General features: G+C 42.0%; 17 protein-coding genes. 12 read left to right on the top strand and 5 right to left on the bottom strand.

Annotated elements, in window-relative coordinates; genetic code table 11:
* Window positions 1-169: 169 nt before the first annotated feature.
* Both V7K67_RS28375 and V7K67_RS28370 read left to right on the top strand, forming a co-directional pair.
* Window positions 170-1,054 (top strand): substrate-binding domain-containing protein, encoded by an 885-nt coding sequence (locus tag V7K67_RS28375; RefSeq protein ID WP_335169388.1) that lies wholly within the window; start codon window positions 170-172, stop codon window positions 1,052-1,054.
* Between the two features lie 87 nt (window positions 1,055-1,141).
* On the top strand, window positions 1,142-1,360 hold the full coding sequence (locus tag V7K67_RS28370) for a hypothetical protein (RefSeq protein WP_334710672.1): 219 nt from the start codon (window positions 1,142-1,144) through the stop codon (window positions 1,358-1,360).
* A 154-nt stretch (window positions 1,361-1,514) separates the two neighbouring features.
* Here the strand turns inward: V7K67_RS28370 and V7K67_RS28365 are convergent, their stop codons facing one another.
* A complete protein-coding gene (locus V7K67_RS28365; RefSeq protein ID WP_334710671.1) occupies window positions 1,515-1,706 on the bottom strand; it encodes a hypothetical protein in 192 nt (63 codons plus the stop codon).
* Between V7K67_RS28365 and V7K67_RS28360 the strand changes: the two genes are divergently transcribed.
* Both V7K67_RS28360 and V7K67_RS28355 read left to right on the top strand, forming a co-directional pair.
* Entirely contained in the window at window positions 1,693-2,391 is a 699-nt protein-coding gene (locus tag V7K67_RS28360) for an ABC transporter permease (protein ID WP_334710670.1), read from the top strand. The genes V7K67_RS28365 and V7K67_RS28360 overlap by 14 nt on opposite strands.
* Entirely contained in the window at window positions 2,388-3,470 is a 1,083-nt protein-coding gene (locus tag V7K67_RS28355; protein WP_334731478.1) for an energy-coupling factor ABC transporter ATP-binding protein, read from the top strand. The genes V7K67_RS28360 and V7K67_RS28355 overlap by 4 nt, the downstream gene beginning before the upstream one ends.
* A gap of 135 nt (window positions 3,471-3,605) precedes the next feature.
* Here V7K67_RS28355 and V7K67_RS28350 read toward each other — a convergent pair whose 3' ends face one another.
* Entirely contained in the window at window positions 3,606-3,842 is a 237-nt protein-coding gene (locus V7K67_RS28350) for a hypothetical protein (protein WP_335169385.1), read from the bottom strand.
* Window positions 3,843-3,903: 61 nt separating this feature from the next.
* Entirely contained in the window at window positions 3,904-4,161 is a 258-nt protein-coding gene (locus V7K67_RS28345; RefSeq protein ID WP_335058266.1) for a hypothetical protein, read from the bottom strand.
* Window positions 4,162-4,483: 322 nt separating this feature from the next.
* On the opposite strand from V7K67_RS28345, the gene V7K67_RS28340 reads away from it, so the two are divergent.
* A complete protein-coding gene (locus tag V7K67_RS28340) occupies window positions 4,484-5,608 on the top strand; it encodes an RNA-guided endonuclease InsQ/TnpB family protein (protein WP_335169383.1) in 1,125 nt (374 codons plus the stop codon).
* A gap of 64 nt (window positions 5,609-5,672) precedes the next feature.
* On the opposite strand, the gene V7K67_RS28335 is transcribed toward V7K67_RS28340, so the two are convergent.
* The gene (locus V7K67_RS28335) at window positions 5,673-6,287 is read right to left on the bottom strand and encodes a TetR/AcrR family transcriptional regulator (protein WP_334731476.1); all 615 of its coding nucleotides are present in this window, start codon (window positions 6,285-6,287) and stop codon (window positions 5,673-5,675) included.
* 1,069 nt (window positions 6,288-7,356) lie between these two features.
* Between V7K67_RS28335 and vnfD the strand changes: the two genes are divergently transcribed.
* The 5 genes from vnfD (at window position 7,357) to V7K67_RS28310 (ending at window position 14,685) form a co-directional block, all read left to right on the top strand.
* Window positions 7,357-9,414 (top strand): nitrogenase vanadium-iron protein, alpha chain, encoded by a 2,058-nt coding sequence (gene vnfD, locus V7K67_RS28330; RefSeq protein ID WP_335169381.1) that lies wholly within the window; start codon window positions 7,357-7,359, stop codon window positions 9,412-9,414.
* 524 nt (window positions 9,415-9,938) lie between these two features.
* Window positions 9,939-11,324: a V-containing nitrogenase subunit beta gene (vnfK, locus tag V7K67_RS28325; protein ID WP_334710663.1), complete on the top strand. Its 1,386-nt coding sequence runs from the start codon at window positions 9,939-9,941 to the stop codon at window positions 11,322-11,324.
* A 139-nt stretch (window positions 11,325-11,463) separates the two neighbouring features.
* On the top strand, window positions 11,464-12,990 hold the full coding sequence (locus V7K67_RS28320; RefSeq protein WP_334731767.1) for a nitrogenase component 1: 1,527 nt from the start codon (window positions 11,464-11,466) through the stop codon (window positions 12,988-12,990).
* A gap of 3 nt (window positions 12,991-12,993) precedes the next feature.
* Window positions 12,994-13,152 (top strand): hypothetical protein, encoded by a 159-nt coding sequence (locus V7K67_RS28315; RefSeq protein ID WP_334731766.1) that lies wholly within the window; start codon window positions 12,994-12,996, stop codon window positions 13,150-13,152.
* A 36-nt stretch (window positions 13,153-13,188) separates the two neighbouring features.
* Window positions 13,189-14,685, top strand: a complete 1,497-nt coding sequence (locus V7K67_RS28310; protein WP_335169378.1) for a nitrogenase component 1 — start codon at window positions 13,189-13,191, stop codon at window positions 14,683-14,685.
* 456 nt (window positions 14,686-15,141) lie between these two features.
* On the opposite strand, the gene typA is transcribed toward V7K67_RS28310, so the two are convergent.
* Window positions 15,142-16,932, bottom strand: a complete 1,791-nt coding sequence (gene typA / locus V7K67_RS28305; RefSeq protein ID WP_334731764.1) for a translational GTPase TypA — start codon at window positions 16,930-16,932, stop codon at window positions 15,142-15,144.
* 696 nt (window positions 16,933-17,628) lie between these two features.
* Here typA and V7K67_RS28300 point away from each other — a divergent pair.
* Together V7K67_RS28300 and V7K67_RS28295 are read left to right on the top strand one after the other, a co-directional pair.
* A complete protein-coding gene (locus tag V7K67_RS28300) occupies window positions 17,629-18,999 on the top strand; it encodes a serine/threonine-protein kinase (protein ID WP_334731763.1) in 1,371 nt (456 codons plus the stop codon).
* A 72-nt stretch (window positions 19,000-19,071) separates the two neighbouring features.
* Window positions 19,072-20,535, top strand: a complete 1,464-nt coding sequence (locus tag V7K67_RS28295) for an ABC transporter substrate-binding protein (protein WP_334731762.1) — start codon at window positions 19,072-19,074, stop codon at window positions 20,533-20,535.
* Window positions 20,536-20,868 lie beyond the last annotated feature (333 nt).

Here is a 20,868-nt window from a genome sequence, read left to right as displayed (position 1 = left end):
GCAAGAACTGCTCCCCTGCCTCTTTGGTCAAGAATCCTTCTCATCATAAAAATTGTCTGGAAAACAACATAAATGGTTGATTTCCTACTCAATCTTGCTTATACTTCCCAATGTAAGGTTTACTTGCCATAGTAAAAAATATTGGCAGACAAATTGGTAGGAGAGTGCAATGATCAATCATCGAACTGTGCGCGATGGGTGTGTGGTAAGTTTCCTGGCGATTCTTTGCATCAGTTTTGGTAGTACCCTAGTCAACCAAGAGCCAACTCTTGGACAGTCCCCAGTCAAGAAAGATGTGATCGTGGCGATGACAACTAGCATTGAGGATAGCGGGCTGCTAGATGATTTAGTTCCGGCGATTGAAAAGAAAACAGGATATAGGCTGAAAAAGGTTGCAGTCGGTACCGGACAGGCTTTGGCTCTGGCTGAAAAAGGTGAGGTTGACGCGCTATTCGTCAATTCACCGAAAGCTGAACGCAAAGTTTTGTCAGGTGGTGCGGTAATTAATCGCCACTTGGTAATGCACAATGACTTTGTGATTGTCGGGCCAGATGCAGATAAGGCAAAGATTAGAGGGAAAAAGAATGCTGTGGAAGCATTCAGTCTGATTGCCAAAAATCAAGCATTGTTTGTATCGCGGGGTGATGACTCAGGTACTAACAAACTAGAAAAAGATTTATGGAAACAGGCAAACATCACACCATATGGCAGTTGGTATCAGCAAACAGGTTCAGGGATGGGGGAAACTTTGCAAATTGCTAATCAAAAACTGGGATATACCTTAGCAGATCGAGCAACCTACATATTTCAGCAGAAAAACCTGTCTTTGCCAATACTGGTGCAAGGAGATAAGAAACTGTTAAATCTCTACCATGTGATGGAGGTGAACTCAAAAAAATTTCCCAGAGTGAATAGTACAGGAGCTAAAGCGTTTATTAATTTTGTCTTGTCTCCTGAAGGACAGACAATAATTGCAGCCCACGGGAAAAAAGAGTTCAAACAACCACTATTTTATGTTGATGCCGGTAAAACGGAGAAAGATTATGGATTTTAAAGAAACTTCTATATCACACAATGAGCCAAAAAATTGTTACAATTGGACAGAATAGAAACTATTCTTTTCTATACCAGGAGTAAGCTCATGACAACCCAACAAAACTTGTCCAAAACCGACCCACACCACCATACAGCGAAAATCAAAGATCAGTTGAACGATCTAATCACACACTTGCGTGAAGATATCACCAAAATCGAAGAGCCAAAGGCTCAGGCTCTTTTTGAGACTACAGCCGAAGTTCTCAAGGGTCTGGTGAATGCTTACAATGATTATGATCAACACTCAGAGGAAGCCTGGAAATAAATTACCATAACGAATCCTTAAGCAACTGAGGTACACCCAAATCTTTTTTTACAAACGCCATCTACTCAAAGATGGCGCGAGGGAGATTTTGGTGATGATTTTCGTATTTGCACCCAAAGTCGGGTAATTCTTGCAAGTGTTCTTGTGTTGCAAGCTATTGCAGTTCTAACCACAAACGAGGATCTGTCTGCTTTCCCTTCGACATCGCATCTCGCAGCAGATGTGTAGCATTTAGACAGACAACCTCAACGAATCTCGCATATTCTCCTACTTCTCTGAGTATAGATATCTGGCGTTTGACAGCAGCAATCAGATTGTCAGGGTAATAAACTGTGAATACAATCATCGAAGGGGCTGTGAAAGCTCTTGAGCTATTAACCAGTGGCGATAGTGACGTTTTCCAGGTAATGACAATGACATTGTTCGTATCTGGAACAGCTACAGCTATTAGCGTTTTACTGGGACTACCATTAGGACTGTGGCTAGCATTAGTGGATTTCGTCGGCAAGCAGACTCTCACTAGTTTGATTAACTTCGGTATGGGATTGCCACCTGTCGTAGTCGGTTTATTCGTCAGTATATTTTTGTGGCGATCTGGGCCGTTAGGAAATCTTGATTTGATTTATACACCCACAGCTATGATCGTCGCCCAAACCATCATTGCTTTTCCAATTGTAGCTGGCTTCAGTTTTGCGGCAATTATCAGTATTAATCCGAAGCTACGCTGGCGACTGTTATCAATGGGGGCGACACAGTGGCAAGCCAACTGGTTGCTAATCAAGGAAGCACGCTTGGGGTTAATGGCTGCAATTATGGCTGGTTTTGGTCGCGTCATCTCGGAAGTTGGCGCATCCATGATGGTGGGCGGCAATATCAAGGGGCAGACTAGAGTCCTGACTACAGCGATCGTTACGGAGGTAGGGAAAGGAAATTACGATGTGGCAATGGCGATCGCATACATTCTTCTGATCATCACCTACACCGTGATCGTGTTGCTGACTATCCTACAACATGACAAGAAAATTTTATGAATACTAACGAGTATGTCCTGAATATGCGACAGGTGAGCGTTGATAGCAAAACACGTAAAAATATCCTGTCAATTGGAAATTTTACAGTCCGTCCTGGGGAACTGGTTGCTGTGCTTGGCCCCAATGGCGCTGGTAAAAGCACTCTGTTAAGAACAATCAATCTCTTGCAACCTTACCGTGGTGAGATGCAATTATTTGGAGAGGATGTCCCCAATGCCAATAAAACATTGTTGCGTCGTCGTTCGGCTTTGGTCTTTCAGGAAACTTTACTACTAGATGACACTGTTTTTAATAATGTTGCCAAGGTATTAAAGTTTCGCGGCACACCAACACACAAGATTAAGCAAAGGGTACATACTGCACTTACAGCTTTTGGCTGTGAACACCTGGCAAATCAGTCAGCGCGTTCTCTGTCTGGTGGTGAAGCGAAACGAGTTTGTATTGCCTGCGGTTTAGTTGCTGATTCTGAATTGCTGCTGTTGGATGAGCCTTCTGCCTCTTTAGATGTGGGAATACGTCCCCAGATGATTGAGAAAATTAGACAATTAGCCCAAGATAGGGGTTCAGCAGTCATATTAGTCAGTCATAATTTTACAGATATCCTGCATTTTGCTGATCGTGCGATCGCTTTATTTGATGGCTGTATTGTCCAAGATGATAACTTGGAAACCATCATCCGCCGACCAGCTAACGAGCAACTTGCCAGATTGGTAGGGATAGATAATATTATTCCGTGTCAGGTAGAACGGAGTAGCCGTGGAAGTTTTATCAAACTTGCAAACGGCATAGAGTTTTTATATCCTGGGGAAATCACCAAGCCAATTACTTCATGTTGTTTATCTGGCGATACTTTCAATATTTTCGATGCCAGTTCTTCAATATTGCATAAACCTTCGTCAGTAATTATTGAAGGGCTAGTAGAACGGGTTTTAAATGGTATTGGGATTTGTAGTATTTGGGTTAAGGTGGGAGAACAAACTTTAATTGCCAGAGTGCCTCGAAATCATATATTCGGCAATGTATATCCTCATGAAATAATTAAGCTGGCATTCAATCCCCAAGATGCACATTTTGTTTAGAAAAAATGCCTCTGATTGGCAAAACCACACTCCAGCGCGTTAGCGTAGCGACCCCGTAAACTCTTAGTTTTACCAATAGACATCTCCAGAAATTAAATATGCGTTATCCAGAGTCCTTGTAGAGACGTAGCAGTGCTACGTCTCTACATTCATTTTCACCAGATGTCTAATATAAAGCAACCCATCAGTTTTGTGTCTGATTGCATAGATACCAGGACGAGCAGGAATGTTGGCAAATTCGCGGCTCAAAGGCTGGCATTGCTCAAAGGGTGTGAAGGCGATCGCATCCAGGATTCTCCGAAGCTCAGATTTGCAATTCAGAGTCGTTTGTCGGCATGAAAGTAAGAAAACTGATTGCACAGATGAATTCACAGAAATCATGTTTTGTCAACCAAATGTTATGCAGCGTTTCTGCAAGAGTTGAAGCCTATAATTAGAGAACTTCTTCAGCCAAAAGTTGTCCCTTGACTCGTTCATATTCATCTTCAAGAAGCCATTCTTGGGCGGCTTGATAGTTAGAGTGAGTGACTATAAGTTTATAGTCAGATGCAGGGTTAAAAATACGACAAGTGCCATCTCGATCGCCAATTAACATGAGAATCTTAGGTGGAAAAAGAACTGGATCAACCCAGAGTTCTAGAAACTTCCAGGTTTTAGCTTGTTCTGCGAGGGCTGGTGCGTGGGATTGCATGATATTCACCTGTCGTCTTCACGATTTTGATCTCACCGTATTGACATGAAGCAAAAACAGGATGTTGTAAGTAATGAATTCTCATCGCTGACTGCTCCGAATTTAGTTGCAGTGTGATTTTTTACCGAAAAAATGGGTTTAAAGCCCCGTCATAAAGGACGGCTTTTATTTAATTTCCGAATTATTTCTCTCAATACATCATTTTGTGTGCGGTCTGTTTGGGTACAATATTCCAACAGGATCTTATATTCTTCATCAGAACATCGCACAGTTAATTTCTTCATGCCGTCATAATGCCGTCTATTTATGGTACAATCTTAGCATGAAAACACTAAAGTTCAAGTTATATCAACACAAGCGGAATAGATTTCTCAAGCGGTCAATCAATGCTGCTGGAGTAATCTACAACCATTGTATTGCTCTCCACAAACGCTACTACCAAATGTGGGGAAAACACTTGAATTGTGCCAAACTTCAAGCTCATGTTGCAAAACTTCGTAAGCGCAAAGAGTTTTGGCAGTCGGTTGGTTCTCAAGCGGTACAAGATATATGCCAGCGCATTGAGAAAGCCTACCAGTTGTTTTTTAAACACAGCAAAAAAGGAGTTAAACCGCCGGGATTCAAGAAGGTCAAGAAGTATAAATCATTCACTCTAAAGCAAGCAGGATACAAGTTACTAGGTGGTAATCGAGTTAAGGTTGGGAGCAAAGTATATCAGTTTTGGAAATCTAGGGAGATAGAGGGGACGATCAAAACTCTAACCATTAAACGCACACCGTTGGGTGAATTGTTTATGGTTGTCGTGGTTGACGATGTACCTGAACCAGAAATCAAATTCACGACTAGTAGAATAGCGGGATTTGATTTTGGCTTAAAGACATTCCTCACTTGTTCTGACGGCTCCAATATTGAATCTCCTCAATTTCTGAAACAGTCTCTCAACACCATTAAGAAAGCGAGTAAACAACATTCCAAAAAGCTAAAAGGGTCATCCAACCGAGAACGGGCTAGAAAGAATTTAGTACGCAAGCATGAGGATATTTGCAATGCCAGACGTGATTGGTTTTGGAAGTTAGCACACAACTTAACCAATAAGTTTGATGTGCTATGTTTTGAAACACTCAATCTTAAGGGAATGCAACGTCTTTGGGGACGAAAAATCTCCGACCTAGCCTTTGGGGAATTTCTGCAAATTCTAGAGTGGATTGCTAAAAATAAAGGCAAGCAGGTCATATTTATAGATCGATGGTATCCGTCTAGCAAGACTTGTTCTAATTGTGGACACGTTCTAGAAAAGCTGGATTTGTCTACAAGAGAGTGGCGCTGTCCATCCTGTGAGTCAGTGAATGGGAGGGACGAGAACGCAGCTAAGAATATTTGTGCAGTTGGGGCATCAACTGTTGGGTTAGGCGATGTAAGACGGGCTGTGCCTGCAATTGCTGTTTGAGCCTAGAATCCCCGTCCCTTTTAGGGCGGGGAGTATGTCAAATTAAATCGTATCATAGACTTTTTTACTCAGCACTCAGCACTGTTTCAGTAACGCCAGATTTTGATGCAGTCTGGATTAGCGTTGCCGCCACTTTTTTCGCCTGTGAAGCGGTTGACCAACTTCCTTCCATCATCGCCACCACGATCGCACCTTGCACTAAAAGAATCAGTTGTCTGGCCAACTGTTCCGGTGATGAAACTTCTGCGGCTTGAGCTAGGCTCTTGATGTAGTTGTAGATCGATTGTTGATGCTCCAACGCAACTCGATGTCCAGGATGGTCAGCATTAGCTAGTTCCACTGAAGCATTAATGAATGCACAACCTCGGAAATCTGGGCCTTCAAACCATTCCCGTAAGGCATCAAATATTGCCAATAGTTGTTGGGATGGGTTAGAAGCTCCTTGCTCAATGGTGGTTTTGAGCCATTGGCACCATTCTACATCCTGTTGTCGCAGCCACGCTTCAATCAATGCATCCTTTGACTTGAAATGATTGTAGAGCGACATTTTAGCAACGCCAGATTCCGCAATGATTCTGTCAATACCGACATTGCGAATTCCCTCTCGATAGAACAAACCTGATGCTGTACTTAGGATGCGATCACGAACAGATTTACGGGTTGTTTTCGCTTTAGTCATTTAGATCACATCCTTGAATAACGTTTAATTTTTCAATGCTTGATAAATAATAATGACAAAACTATTCTCAATTTCACAATGGTTCAAACCTGAATCTTGACTATCTTTTTGAAGTGACAGTGTGAATATAACAAAAATTGGAAATTAGAAAACACTCTTAACTATCCTTTGATTCATTGTAAAGATCAGAGTGTTTAATCTATAGAAATTTTATGTGATTTATGGAAATTGGCGTTGTCCAGATCCCCGACTTCTTTGAGAAGTCGGGGATCTAATTTTTCATGAATTAGGGCTGTTATCTATTGCTTGTTCTATTCTTTAACTTCGATTCTTTCTAAGGACTTAAGAAAAAACTATCTGTAGAGAATAAAGGGTTTATCCCAAAAGTGATTGATGAACTGCAAGCAAACCAAAGTCCCCCCGAACTTTGGAACTGCTACCGATCAAGTACTTCCACAATCCTCCAGAGACTTGTGGAGCAAGACCATCAGTTCATCAAACAATTGGTTAACTTATGGGATTTGGCTTCTTCACTAGAGCGCAAGTGCTTGGAGATCCTTTGTGCTTTAGCGATTTAGATTCCCTATAAATAAAGAATATCATACATCTGGCCAATTTACTTGCGCTGAGGAATTAATTTACAAACAGTATTCGTGGTTACAATTACTCATCAGCTAGAAAGCTTAAAAGCAAACAATTGTGTTTGTCCTATTGTTTTGATTTGAGCAATTATCACCGATTTATCCAATTGAGATATCTAAAATCAGGATAGCAATTAAATCATTAACGTTCTTATATATAGTTAGAATAGTCTGTCTATTTTCGTTGTAAAAAGTCTTATATATAAGAGGATTGCGGCTGCTTAAAATCTAGACAGAACTGTCTATTTTAAACTGGTTTTATTTCCATTTTGCAATATTAATTCCGCTAATTGTTACAAGATTTACTATTATTAATTAAAAAGATTGATAGGATTTTGAAATCAAGGAACTCAAAGAAGTTTCTGACAAAAATCAAGATATAGAAGAATCTGTCTTCTTATCAGCTATTGCACAAGGAGCAATCAGCCATGCCAATGAAGTTGTTTAAGTGCGACGAAACCATCCCTGAACGGGAGAAGCACATATATATAAAAGAAAAAGGAGAAGATACAACCCAATTTCTCCCTAGCGCCCACGTCGAAACCATTCCTGGCTCATTATCAGAACGCGGATGCAGCTATTGTGGTGCAAAGCTAGTAATTGGTGGTGTCCTCAAAGACACTATCCAGTTGATACATGGGCCTGTAGGCTGTGCTTATGATACATGGCACACCAAACGCTATCCCAGCGACAACGGCAACTTCCAACTTAAATATGTCTGGTCATCAGACATGAAGGAACAGCACGTTGTCTTCGGTGGTGAAAAGCTGCTTAAAAAAGCGATGCTTGAAGCCTTTGCCGAATTTCCTGACATTAAGCGGATGATGGTATACACCACCTGCTCTACTGCTTTGATTGGCGATGATATTAAGCCTGTAGTCAAAGAAGTCGAAAAAGAACTTGGTGATGTCGATATCTTCACCGTTGAGTGTCCCGGTTTTGCTGGTGTAAGTCAATCCAAAGGACACCACGTATTTAACATGGGTTGGATGACTGACAAAGTAGGAACCTATGAGCCAGAAATTACCAGCCCATACACAATTAATGTGATTGGTGACTACAACATTCAAGGAGATACCTTTGTCCTTGAAAGATATATGGAAAAAATGGGTGTGCAAATTATCGCCCATTTTACCGGCAATGGTACTTATGACTCATTGCGTGGGATGCACAGAGCGCAGTTGAACGTTACCAACTGTGCGCGGTCTGCGGGATATATTGCCAATGAGTTAAAGAAAAAATACGGCATTCCCCGGATTGATGTGGATACTTGGGGTTTTGACTATGCTAAGGAAGGGTTACGCAAAATCGGGGCTTTCTTTGGGATTGAAGATAGAGCCGAAGCGGTGATTGCTGAAGAAGTCGCTAAATATGAGTCGAAGTTGGCTTGGTATAAGGAGCGCTTGACTGGTAAAAAGGTCTGTATCTGGACAGGAGGCCCACGTTTGTGGCACTGGACAAAGGCGCTAGAAGACGATTTGGGGATGAAAGTGGTGGCGATGTCGTCCAAGTTTGGACACCAAGAGGATTTTGAAAAGGTCATTGCCAGAGGTGAAGAAGGGACTATCTATATTGATGATGGTAATGAACTTGAGTTCTTTGAAGTGCTGGAGATGGTCAAGCCGGATTTGGTGTTGACTGGGCCACGGGTGGGTGCATTGGTGAAGAAGTTGCATTTGCCTTATGTGAATGGTCATGGCTACCACAATGGCCCTTATATGGGTTTTGAAGGTGCGGTGAATATGGCACGGGATATGTACAATGCCATTTATTCTCCTCTGATGAAACTCGCTAAAGATGACATCCGTGGTGAGCAAAATCTGCCAAGTACCAATGGTAATGGCAACGGTAAAGCAACCAAAGAGGTATCTGAACAAGTCGTTTCTTTAGTTCAACAGCAAGTTAAGGAAGCCACTTCACAGGTTAAACAGCCAGCTAAGGAAGCTGTACAGGTTCAACCACAAGCTAAGGAAGTTGCACCACAGGTTCAAAAGCCAGCTAAGGAAGCTGTACAGGTTCAACCACAAGCTAAGGCAGCCGCACCACAGGTTCAACCGCAAGCTAAGGAAGTTGCACCACAGGTTCAACCACAAGCTAAGGAAGTTGCACCACAAGTTCAAGTGCAAGCTAAGGAAATCGCGTCATACATTCAAGAGCGAGCTGCGGAAGTCACAAAATTAATTCAAGAACGTTGTTTGTGGCAGTTTCACTCTCGTGCATGGGATCGGGAAGAAAACATCAATGGTGTTCTCAATAAGACCGCCCAAATCTTGACTGGAGAAAAGGTAGTTCTAGAAACCTTGATTGACAGGGGTTTTTATGCAGATGCGAAGATCCTTGCGGCTGACCTGGAAATTAGGTTTGCATGGTTAAATAGCATGGAGAATTCGCAAAAGAAAGCAGTACTGGAAGCTGTTAAGGGAATGCTGATCGATATTGTAGTAACCAAGTCGAAGAATGGTGAATTGCATTATTCGCTTTATTAAAGCAATTAGATCGGTAATTCAACCAAACTAGGACTTACGCAAAGACAAGGAAAAACATAGACGCAAAGCAGCTTGCCGCAGGCTACCACAGAGGACGCAGAGGCCACGGGGGAATGAGAGTTTGAGAGGGTTTTTGCGTAGGTCCTACAAACAAACGGCGTTGTTGAATTAGAGTATGAATTAGAGTCTTGTCATCCTGTTAGTGTTTGTGCAGAAATTTTCTTACAGAGTAGAGACTTACAGAGTAGAGAGCGATGTCACCGAAGGGCTACACCAAAAGCATTCCTAAGAAGCGTAGTGTCTGACTACAGAAGCATCTCATCTAGCTTTCAAGATTTTCACGAAATTCAATTCTACTTTTCTTCTGTAATCGATGCTATGGGCAGCTTACTTCTTGGTTGGATGCAGCGTTAGCTTGCCGCAGACACCGCTCTACTTTCTTAAGCTCGAAAAGACACTTCATCTCTTCGTTCAGCAACGCCAAACAAAATCACGCAATTTTTTACCACATAGGAGTCAAGAGAATGTCTTTAGTCGTAAAACAGAAAGAACGCAAGGGAATCATCAATCCTATATTTACCTGTCAGCCTGCTGGGGCTGAATACGCTTCCATCGGAATCAAAGATTGTATTCCCCTAGTGCATGGAGGACAAGGGTGTAGTATGTTCGTTCGTCTCCTGTTTGCCCAGCATTTGAAGGAAAATTTCGACATTGCTTCTTCTTCACTCCATGAAAATAGCGCTGTTCTTGGAGGCATACCACGGATTGAGGAAGGTGTAAAGACCTTAATCGCACGCTATCCCGATTTACGGATTATCCCAATTATTACGACTTGTTCAACTGAAACAATTGGGGACGATATCGAAGGAACCATTAACAAGCTCAACGTCCATTTAAAGCAGGCCTATCCCGATCGCAAGGTTATCCTGGTTCCTGTACATACTCCCAGTTACAAAGGCTCTCAAGTCACTGGCTATAATGTCGGCGTACACGCAATCATTTCTTCCTTAGCAAAAAAAGGCGAACCAACTGGCAAGTTGAACATCATCACTGGGTGGTTGAATCCTGGAGATGTCACTGAAGTTAAGCGCATCTTAAAAGAGATGGACGTTCCAGGAAACATTTTACTGGATACAGAAACCTTCGATGCGCCCACCATGCCCGATAAGACAAGTTTTGCCTTTGGGAATACAACTATCGAAGACATTGCTGATTCTGCCAATGCGTTGGGAACTATTGCCTTATGCAAATATGAAGGAGGCAGTTCAGCCGAATTCTTACAAGAGAAGTTTAAGGTTCCGGCAATTCTTGGCCCAACACCAATTGGGATCAAAAATACCGACATCTGGCTGCAAAATATCAGCAAAATGACTGGTAAACCAATACCAGAATCTTTAGTCAGAGAACGGGGTAAAGCTATTGATGCGATCGCAGACCTCGCCCACATGTTCTTCGCCAACAAGAAGGTTGCTATTTACGGAGATCCCGATTTAGTAATTGGTCTAGCAGAGTTCTGCTTAGAAGTTGAGTTAGAGCCAGTGCTGATGTTGTTGGGAGACGACAACAGAGCCTGCACCAAAGACCCAAGAATTGCCGAGTTGGAGAAGCAAGCAGCCTGTGATATCGAAGTCATTTGGAACGCAGACCTCTGGGAATTGGAGCGCCGCATTAAAGATAAATCCCTAGAAATCGACTTGATTCTAGGTCATTCCAAGGGTCGATATATTTCCATCGATAACAACATTCCGATGGTTCGGGTAGGCTTCCCCAGCTTTGACCGTGCAGGTCTATGGAAATATCCGGTGATTGGCTATAAAGGAGCAGAATGGCTAGCAGATAACATTGCCAACGCCATGTTTGCAGATATGGAGAACAAGCACGATCGCGAGTGGATCTTAAACGTCTGGTAGATTGAATTTTCAACGCAAAGGAACGCAGAGTAAAACGCAGAGGAGCGCAGAGTTTGAGCCTCTATTCAAAACTTTGCGTTCCTTTGCGCCAACCTCAGCGATCCTTTGCGTTTAAAAAAGATGAAATATTTGGAGAACTATGATGATAGATCAGAATGTCGTATTTTACGGAAATTTGAGCGAACTGTATCGCTTGGCAAAAGAGGGTAAGATTAAGACCAGTTTACAAGGTAGTCATACCCGCCCCTGTAAATTTTGGACGGCAACGAAGATTTTAAGTGGGATTAAAAATGCGATCGTCATTTCTCACGGGCCGAGTGGCTGTGCTTATGGAGTAAAACGGGCATACAAGCTGACTAATAGCCGCAATAGTGGTTCCCCTTATGAACCCGTGGTGACTACGAACATGAGTGAGAAGGCGGTCATTTTTGGAGGGGAAAAAGAATTAAAAGGCGCGATTCGAGAAGTAGATGAAAAATACCATCCCGATGCGATCGTTGTTGCTACTAGTTGTGCGTCTGGTATTATTGGCGACTGTGTTGATGACGTAGTGAATAAAGCCCGCAGCGAAATCAATGCTGAAATCATGACGATACATTGCGAAGGATTCGCCGGGGAGTATCGCAGTGGATTTGATATCGTATTTCGGCAAATCGTAGACTTTATGGAGCCGCCAACTCCAGAAAGAAAAGCACAACTAGCTGATTCTGTCAATATTGTGGGCGCAAAGATGGGCCCTGAAAGAACGGAAGTTGAAACCGATGTCAAGGAACTGGTGCGGTTGATAGAAGGAATAGGGGCAAGAGTTCATAGCGTCATCGCTGGTGATTGTACTTTAGAAGAACTCAAGCAAGCACCGAGTGCGGCGGTTAATTGTACCTTATGTTTGGATCTTGGCTATACCATCGGCAAAGCCATGTCAGACAAGTTTGGTACGCCATTAAATTCTACTATCCTTCCCTATGGAATCAGCGCTACAGAAAAATGGCTCGAAGGGGCGGCAAAATATTTAGGCATGGAAGAACAAGCGGCTGCTTTGATGGAAAGGGAATATGCCGCAATCAAGACTGAATTTGAAGCAGCTAAGGGTTATATAGAAGGGAAGTTAGCGATTATCGAAGGACATGATGCTATCAAGTGCTTATCCCTTGCTCACATGTTGGATCGTGATTTTGGGATGCGTGTAGTAATCTATAACTTCCATCCCTGGAGTACAGAAGCACGAGAAACCAGTGTAGATTATTTGTTGGAAACGGGGTTAGACCCAGAAATCCTGATTACGAAAGGGACGCTGGCCTTTGGTAAGTATGAGTCCATGAAACAAACGGAAGATGAATTACTGGATTTTATTGGTGGTCTTGATGCAGACTCAGTAGTGTATTTTGGTTCTTCCTTGAGTTTCCCCCATATTCCCGTAGTTGATTTAAATGCCATCTTAAATCGTCCTAGATTTGGCTATCGCGGAGCCTTAAAGGTCGCAAGGTGTATTAAAACAGCACTTCAATATGGCTTTAGACCTCGGAGTGCTTTAACCAAGCAAATGGTATTCCCGAAAAATTCCGGGTTAGCATCTGCTCAATCACTAACCGGAAAACTAGCTCAAGACCTGCCTGATTGTACCGTATACGCAGCAGGAAAGAAGCGGGGAAAATGTTTTAACGAGTAATAAATGAAATTTTGTCTAACGAAGAAAATTGTCGGTTGGGTGGTAGCTTGCTTCCCCGTAGGGGTACGAAGTGAAACCCAACAAACTCTCGGAAATGTTGGGTTAAGAAACAAAACCCAACTACACGCTGATTCGATGGCGTCTGATACGGGCAAGACTTAAGCCAAAAATGTCAAGGCGGAAGCTGTTACAAGCTGCGTGAAACACGGAAACGTCAAGGCAAAAGTCGCTACAGAGAAGATAGAAGCCGTTACAGGCTGTACAAAACACGGAAACGTTGAAGCAGAAGTCGCTACAGGCTGCGTGAAACGCTTTTACCATATTCAAACCTTAGAGAAACAGGAGGGAAAAATGTCTGCTGGACTAACTTTTGATAATTGTGATCATAGTAAAGACCCAATCGTTGGCTGTGCTCTTGAAGGTATTGCAACTACGGTTGCTGGTATTAAAGATGTCAGTATTGTGATTCAGTCTCCACAGGGTTGCGCGTCAACTGTCGCCGCTGGGTATGATGCTCATGAAGTTGATTTCACCAAGCGGAAAGTAGGTTGTACCCGCCTTTTTGAGTCAGACATTGTGATGGGAGCGTCTGAGAAACTCAAAAATATGATTAAAGAAGCGGATCAATCTTTTGATTCTAAGGTGATGTTTGTCGTTGGTACTTGCGCGGCGGACATTATTGGTGAAGATATTGCGGGATTGTGCAACCAACTTCAGCCAGATATCAAAGCCAAACTCGTTCCTTTACTTGCTGGTGGGTTTCGGGGCAATGCTTATGATGGCTTAGAGATGGGTTTGGAGGCAATACTTCCTTTTATCAAAAAAAGGCAGACTAAGAGAAGGGGCAGAAAGCCAAGGATTGTAAATATCATTGCGCCACAAGCAAATTTGAATCCTACTTGGTGGGCTGATTTGGAATGGGTAAAGCAGACGTTAAAATCTTTAAGGATCAGAGTACAGACTGTCTTCTCTCATAATACCTCATTTGAAGAACTGGAGCAAGCTGGTGAGGCAACTGCCAATATTGTTCTCAGTCATGATGTTGGGTATAAGTTTGCTCGGAAAATGCAAGAGACCCACAATATCCCCCTCATCCTTGATGATATACCTTTACCAGTAGGTGTAAATAACACTACTCGATGGTTGAAGGCATTGGCGGCACATTTCAAGATAGAAGAAAAAGTCGAACCGCTAATTAAACAAGGGGAAGAAATGGTCGTAGATACACTTCGCAAACGAGCATTGATGATTATTCCCCGATATCGTAACTGTAGAATTGCTGTATCTGCGGATGGGACGCTTGGCATTGGACTAGTCAGAATGCTTTTTGAAGAATTGGAGATGATTCCTGAAGTCTTATTATTTCGCTCGGCGATGCCTGATTCTCGTTTAATTCTGGAGCGAGAACTAGATAGTCTTGGTCTTGCTCCCCGTGTGGCATTTTCGGCAGATGGCTATCAGATTAAACAGACCTTACAAGAATTGGATGTTGATGCTGTGATTGGCTCGGCATGGGAAAAATATATGGCTGAGGAACTAGGAATCAAAATTGCCTTTGATGTCTTTAGCCCCACTAACAGAGAAACTTATGTTGACAAGCCATATTTTGGCTATGAAGGCATGATCAATATGATGGAGGTGATTGCTAACGATTGGGATAGAGCTTTTCGTTCCAAAGAGATTCATTGGACTTGACCGAACAAGGCAAAAGTAAAAAGGCAAAAGAAAAAGGAAAATGGTAACAAGCAACTAAATTTATTTATGGAATGAAATAAAAACATTTATTTCGAGACGCGCAGCGCGAGAAATAATACGTCCGTGATTATCAAGAAAGGCAGAGGGCAGGAGGCAGAAGGCAGAAGGGAATTCTGATTCCTGCCCTCTGCCCATGACCGTAGGGAACAAGGGTTTAAGACCCCCACCAAATTTTTAATTTGGTGGCTCCAAGTCAGGAGGGGTTTGAATCCCCTTCTGACTTGATCCTTCTGCCCTCTGCCCTCTGCCTTCTGCCTTCTTTATTTCCCCTAAATTTATTTATGGGGATTATCTTTTTACTTTTTACTTTTCACTTTTTACTTTATAGAAAAGTAGTCACCAAACAAAAAAGCCCACATCAGTGGGCTTTCTAAATTAATTCAGTTATGGCTTTATTTACCGTTTCGCTAACTTCTTCGACATCTTCCGCAGACGAATTGATTGGGGTGTAACTTCCACCAATTCATCGGGGCCAATGTATTCCAAAGCACGCTCTAGGCTCATGTCTATCGGTGCTTGCAGTTGCACTAGTTCATCGCCACCAGCCGCGCGGTGGTTGGTTAACTGCTTGGTTTTACAGATATTTAGTTCCAAATCTTGGGGACGATTGTGTTCGCCAACAATCATGCCTCTGTAAACCTTTGTACCGGGAACAATAAAGAATGCTCCTCTATCTTCGGCGTTTCTCATGGCGTAGAAGGTAGAAACACCTTCTTCAAAGGAGATTAAAACGCCTTTGTTACGGGCTTCAATATCACCACTAAGTTGACGGTAGTCTAAGAAGCTGTGGTTCATGATGCCTTCGCCACGAGTCATCCGCATGAATTCACCTCGGAAACCAATCAATCCACGGGCGGGTATGACAAACTCTAGCTGGGTGCGATCGCCACTACCTGGCTGCATATCTTGCATTTCGCCTTTGCGTTGTCCCAGGCGTTCAATACAGCTACCCACAGCATCAACAGGAATGTCTAACACCAAGAGTTCGTAAGGTTCGCAAGGTTGACCGTTGACTTCGCGGTAAATTACCTGTGGCTGAGATACCTGAAACTCGAAGCCTTCCCGGCGCATGGTTTCAATTAAGATACCCAAGTGGAGTTCTCCACGACCGGAAACGAGGAATTTATCGGGAGAATCGGTTTCTTCGACCCGCAAAGCCACGTTGGTTTCAAGTTCACGGAATAGGCGATCGCGCACTTGTCTTGATGTCACCAACTTACCTTCTTGACCCGCAAAGGGGGAATCATTCACCCAGAAGGTCATTTGCAAGGTTGGTTCATCCACTTTAATTAGTGGTAAAGCTTGGGGTTCATTGGGGTCAGTAATGGTTTCTCCAATGTAAGCATCAGCGAAACCAGCTACCGCGACAATATAACCTGCAGTTGCTTCTTCCAGGTCTACGCGCTTCAGCCCTTCAAAGCCCATCAACTTGGTAATTTTGCCCTTGACAATAGTGCCGTCTTCTGTTACCAAAGCGGCTTGCTGTCCTGAGCGAATAGTACCGTTGTGAATTCTGCCAATCACAATCCGTCCCAGATATTCAGAATAATCTAGGGTTGTGACTTGTAATTGCAGAGGCTTAGTGCTGTCACCCACTGGTGATGGAACGTGTTGCAGAATCGCGTTAAACAAAGGCTGCATATCTACCGATTCTGCTTCCAAGCTTTCCTTGGCGAAACCTGCCATACCGGAGGCAAACAGATAGGTAAAATCACACTGGTCTTCGTCTGCCCCTAATTCTAAGAACAGATCCAAAACTTTATCAACGGCAACGTGGGGGTCAGCTTGTCCACGATCAATTTTGTTGATGACAACGATGGGGCGTAGCCCTTTTTCTAAAGCTTTTTTCAGGACAAAGCGGGTTTGGGGCATGGGGCCTTCGTTGGCATCGACAATCAGAAGACAGCCGTCAACCATGCCGAGTACGCGTTCAACTTCGCCACCAAAGTCAGCGTGTCCAGGAGTGTCAACAATATTGATTAGTGTTTCTTTGTAGCGAACTGCTGTATTTTTAGACAGGATAGTAATACCCCGTTCCCGTTCTAGGGCGTTGGAGTCCATAACGCAATCCGGAACGTCTTCGCCTTCGCGGAAAATGCCGGATTGTTTGAGGAGTGCGTCAACCAGGGTGGTTTTGCCGTGGTCAACGTGGGCGATAATGGCGACGTTGCGAATTGGGAGCGTCATAGAAGCTTTTGGTGAACTCTAGAGGGTGTTTATAAGATTTACATTTGAATGCTAGGCTGTTTTAACAGAATTGGGGATGATCGGCAAACTCTGTAAAGAACCTTTAATAATTCTAGCGTAATCGTCACAATTGCGGTGAGTTTTGTAAACGCGACAATGAGGATGTGTGGTAATTACGGCATGGCTGGGATAAAAAAAGCTTCTGTTAGAAACAGGTGTTGCTTAAAGGGCGGTATTGTTTTTGAGAATTGCGGTTGATTTGGGCAGAGCAATGAGTCGAATAGAAATGAAGTTGCTGGCTGCTGAAAGTCAGGTGATTTCGTGTCTGGGATCAAAGGGAAGCGATCGCCTAGCCTTGTTTTTACTAGCTAGAATGGGGTGAGTATTTCTACAAAAATATTCCTAGTACAGCACGCGGAAATAAACCATCCATTTTAAATAGCCAGAAAGCTTAAAAAATAAGCATTCTTTCTTTTTACTTTTGCCTTTTTACTTTTGCCTTCTTGTGCTAGTGATCGTCATTAGACATCTCCAGAAATTAAATATGCGTTATCCAGAATCCTTGTAGAGACGTAGCAGTGCTACGTCTCTACATTCATTTTCACCAGATGCCTATTACCTATGTAGAGACTTTACAATGCAACGCCTCTAGTTAAGGTATATTCTAAAAACGAATAAAATGACAGCGATAATTATATGGTCTGCTGCCTAAATCCTAATTGTGAGAATCCCCAAAATCCTGACGAGGCAAATTTCTGCCTTCGTTGCGGCACAGAGTTGGTATCGCTACTAAGAAATCGTTACCGAATTATCATGCCATTGGGGAGAGGAGGGTTTGCACGCACATATATCGCAGAAGATATAGATAAGCTCAATGAAAGATGTGTTGTTAAGCAGCTGGTTCTAAGTCAATTTTATGGCAGTCAGGGTAGTCAGGCACATAAAAAAGCGACTGAGTTGTTTGAAAAAGAGGCCAAACGTCTCAAAGAACTAGGAGAACATCTCCAAGTTCCCAATTTGTATGCATATTTTAAGGAAGCTGAATATCTGTATTTAGTGCAGCAGTTTATCGAAGGGCAAAATCTGTTGCAAGAGTTAAAACAGCAGGGAGTTTTTGATGAAGCCAAAATTCGAGATTTTTTAAATGATTTATTATCTGTGCTGGTAGACATACATCAACAGCAGGTAATTCACCGAGATATTAAACCAGAAAATATTATTCGTCGTCAAAATGATGGAAAGCTAGTATTAATTGATTTTGGGGTGGCAAAGCAAAATACGGAAGCTACAAATACTGCGTTGGGGACAATTATTGGTTCATTAGGTTATGCACCGATTGAGCAAATGCAGGCGGGTAAAGTTTTCCCATCCAGTGATATCTATAGTTTAGGAATAACTTGCTTTCACCTGCTGACCAATATTTCTCCCTCGAGTTTGTGGGTGAAACAAGGGTATGGTTGGACTTCTAGTTGGCGACAGCATTTAACGCAACCTATAAGTCAGGAATTAGGGATGATTCTTGATAAGTCATTAGAAGAAAACCATGAACAGCGTTATCAATCTGCACAGGCTATCTTAGAAGACTTAAAGAAGTTGCCGCCGCTAAAGTATACATTAGCTCCTACAGTTATTCCACCTACACTGCCATCAGGATCGCAACCACAAAATCAACATAAATCAACTCGATATCTATCGCAATTCTCTAATATTAAATTATTGTTTGGAGCAATAATTGCTGGATCGGGTAGCTCATTTTTAGCGATCGCACTTATCAGTTTTCTCGGAACTACTTGGATTAGCTCTGGATTGTGGTTACTAATTTTAGGAGGATTAGTCTTTATTCAATCTCGGCCGCTTGTAGAAAAAACTTATTTAATTGTTATTTCTATAATAGCAAATTTACTCGTTGTCTTGATTTTCAGAAATCTCCTAATCAATAATCTTCTCAAAACTGGTGTCAATGGACTGCTACTTGTAGGATTGCTAGTTATTCTGACAGGTTTATTGACAGTTATTATTATAGGTGTGTCTGAAATAATCAATAAAGTTATTTCTAAATATTTTTAAACTTTTGGTCTTGCTCAATTGTCATAAATCTCTTGAACTCAGATAAAATTTGTAGAATTGGGGTAATTATTCATGACAAATAAAAAAGAAAATCTGAGGCTGCTTATTTCTCTAGGTCTAGCTGGGGTAATGGTAGCAGCTATTTTATGGTTAATTAGCAAAGTTTCTTCTACTATCATAACAACATCATCAAACCCCACACAAACTTCATCTTCGGTTGCAAATAAGCCTTCATTCATGAATTTGGGTACAAGGATTTTGTTGAAAGTGCAAACATATCCTGAGAAAACAGATGGAGTTAAAGCTTTTGCTGAAAAAGATTTTACCACTGCTGTGAAAAAGTTTACTGCTTCACTGAAAAATAATCCTAATGACCCGGAAACTTTAATTTATTTAAACAATGCCAAAATTGCACGTGATAATTCAGACAATCTAAAAGTTGCTGTGATAGCATCAATTAACTTCGATCCTAGTTTATCAGAAGAAATTTTGCGTGGTGTAGCTCAAGCTCAAAATGAAGTTAATAACCAGGGAGGAATTGCTGGTAAGAAGCTGCAAATTGTGATTGCAAGTGCTGAAAATAGAGAAGATTTTGCCCGACTAGATAATGAATTAGTTCAAGACAAGAGCATTGTGGCAGCAGTAGGAGTTAGACGTAACGCCGCAGTTTATAATCAGAATCACTTGGTATTAGTGTTTCCTATCGAGCGACCAAATCAAGCCGAAAATCAAGAAAAATTAGACAACAATTCCATAAATAGTCAGCCTAATAGTTCCCCAATTAACTACTCATTTCATGTAAATCCACTATATGATAATTTAATAGATACTCATTCTCGCTACATTGCTCGACAAGCAAGAAATGTTGCTATTTGTGGCGATGTTCGTAGCTCAAGAGATAATTCAACTACTTCATCAAATCAGATACTTTTAGAACAGTACACTCAAGCTATCAAAAAATATGGCAGCAACGTTATTAGTACGCCTTGCAATTTGTCAGATAAGAATTTTGACCCTAGAGCTTTTGTAGATCAAGCCATAGAAACAGAAAATGCCAGTGGCTTTTTATTAATGCCTTCAATCAGAAATATATATTTTGCTAGTAAAGTGGCACAAGAAGTTAAAGGTAGAAAGCCACTGTTTGCCTCTGAAACTATGTACAGTGCAACAACTTTACAAAATGGCAAGGATCTCGAAGGAATGGTATTACCTGTCTATTGGCATCGTGATGCTAGTAAAGATAATCCCTTTGCGAAAAATGCCTTTCAGCTTTGGAATGGACAAGTAAATCAGAGAACGGCGGGAGCTTATGATGCACTCCAAGCAATTATTGCTGGCTTAAAACAAGACAGTACCCGCGAAGGATTACAAAGGGTATTGTCTAATCCCAATTTTTCAACTTCTGGAGCAACCGGAATGATTAAGTTTTCACCCTCTGGGGAGCGTCAAGGAGAAGCTTTACTTGTCAAAGTTGAGCGTTGTGAGTCTTGCTCTAGTGGAACTGGTTATGATTTTGCCCTCTTGAATAAGAAGTAGTTTTTTAACGTTAATTTTCATTCTAAAGATATAGATTGCAAGCAAATAGGTAATCTGTTTAATTTGAATGTAATACTAAACTGGTTATACCAATTCAATTAATGATTGCAACATATCCTTGGCTAAAGACGCGATGAATCGCATCTCTACAGATGATCTATTTGTCGCATTCTTTTTTCAAATTGGTATTACTTTTATTGCAATCATAAATAGAAGTGATCGCTTCTATTTATCTATAACGAAAACTTTCGTTTCTCTACCCATAGTTGTGAGTGCGATCGCTCAAAAGAAAGATGGAATCACCCTAACCTCTGTGTCAAGGTTATATCAGTA

Source organism: Nostoc sp., assembly GCF_036917155.1.
GTDB lineage: Bacteria > Cyanobacteriota > Cyanobacteriia > Cyanobacteriales > Nostocaceae > Nostoc.
Note: the sequence above shows the minus strand (reverse complement) of the source record. Positions and strands in the feature narration are given on the sequence as shown.

Coding starts and splice junctions, on each gene's coding strand:
- V7K67_RS28320 (WP_334731767.1), top strand. CDS start 11,464: ATGATGATAGATCAGAATGTCGTATTTTACGGAAATTTGAGCGAACTG.
- typA (WP_334731764.1), bottom strand. CDS start 16,932: ATGACGCTCCCAATTCGCAACGTCGCCATTATCGCCCACGTTGACCAC.
- V7K67_RS28345 (WP_335058266.1), bottom strand. CDS start 4,161: ATGCAATCCCACGCACCAGCCCTCGCAGAACAAGCTAAAACCTGGAAG.
- V7K67_RS28370 (WP_334710672.1), top strand. CDS start 1,142: ATGACAACCCAACAAAACTTGTCCAAAACCGACCCACACCACCATACA.
- vnfD (WP_335169381.1), top strand. CDS start 7,357: ATGCCAATGAAGTTGTTTAAGTGCGACGAAACCATCCCTGAACGGGAG.
- V7K67_RS28355 (WP_334731478.1), top strand. CDS start 2,388: ATGAATACTAACGAGTATGTCCTGAATATGCGACAGGTGAGCGTTGAT.
- vnfK (WP_334710663.1), top strand. CDS start 9,939: ATGTCTTTAGTCGTAAAACAGAAAGAACGCAAGGGAATCATCAATCCT.
- V7K67_RS28340 (WP_335169383.1), top strand. CDS start 4,484: ATGAAAACACTAAAGTTCAAGTTATATCAACACAAGCGGAATAGATTT.
- V7K67_RS28375 (WP_335169388.1), top strand. CDS start 170: ATGATCAATCATCGAACTGTGCGCGATGGGTGTGTGGTAAGTTTCCTG.
- V7K67_RS28365 (WP_334710671.1), bottom strand. CDS start 1,706: ATGATTGTATTCACAGTTTATTACCCTGACAATCTGATTGCTGCTGTC.
- V7K67_RS28315 (WP_334731766.1), top strand. CDS start 12,994: ATGAAATTTTGTCTAACGAAGAAAATTGTCGGTTGGGTGGTAGCTTGC.
- V7K67_RS28295 (WP_334731762.1), top strand. CDS start 19,072: ATGACAAATAAAAAAGAAAATCTGAGGCTGCTTATTTCTCTAGGTCTA.
- V7K67_RS28335 (WP_334731476.1), bottom strand. CDS start 6,287: ATGACTAAAGCGAAAACAACCCGTAAATCTGTTCGTGATCGCATCCTA.
- V7K67_RS28300 (WP_334731763.1), top strand. CDS start 17,629: ATGGTCTGCTGCCTAAATCCTAATTGTGAGAATCCCCAAAATCCTGAC.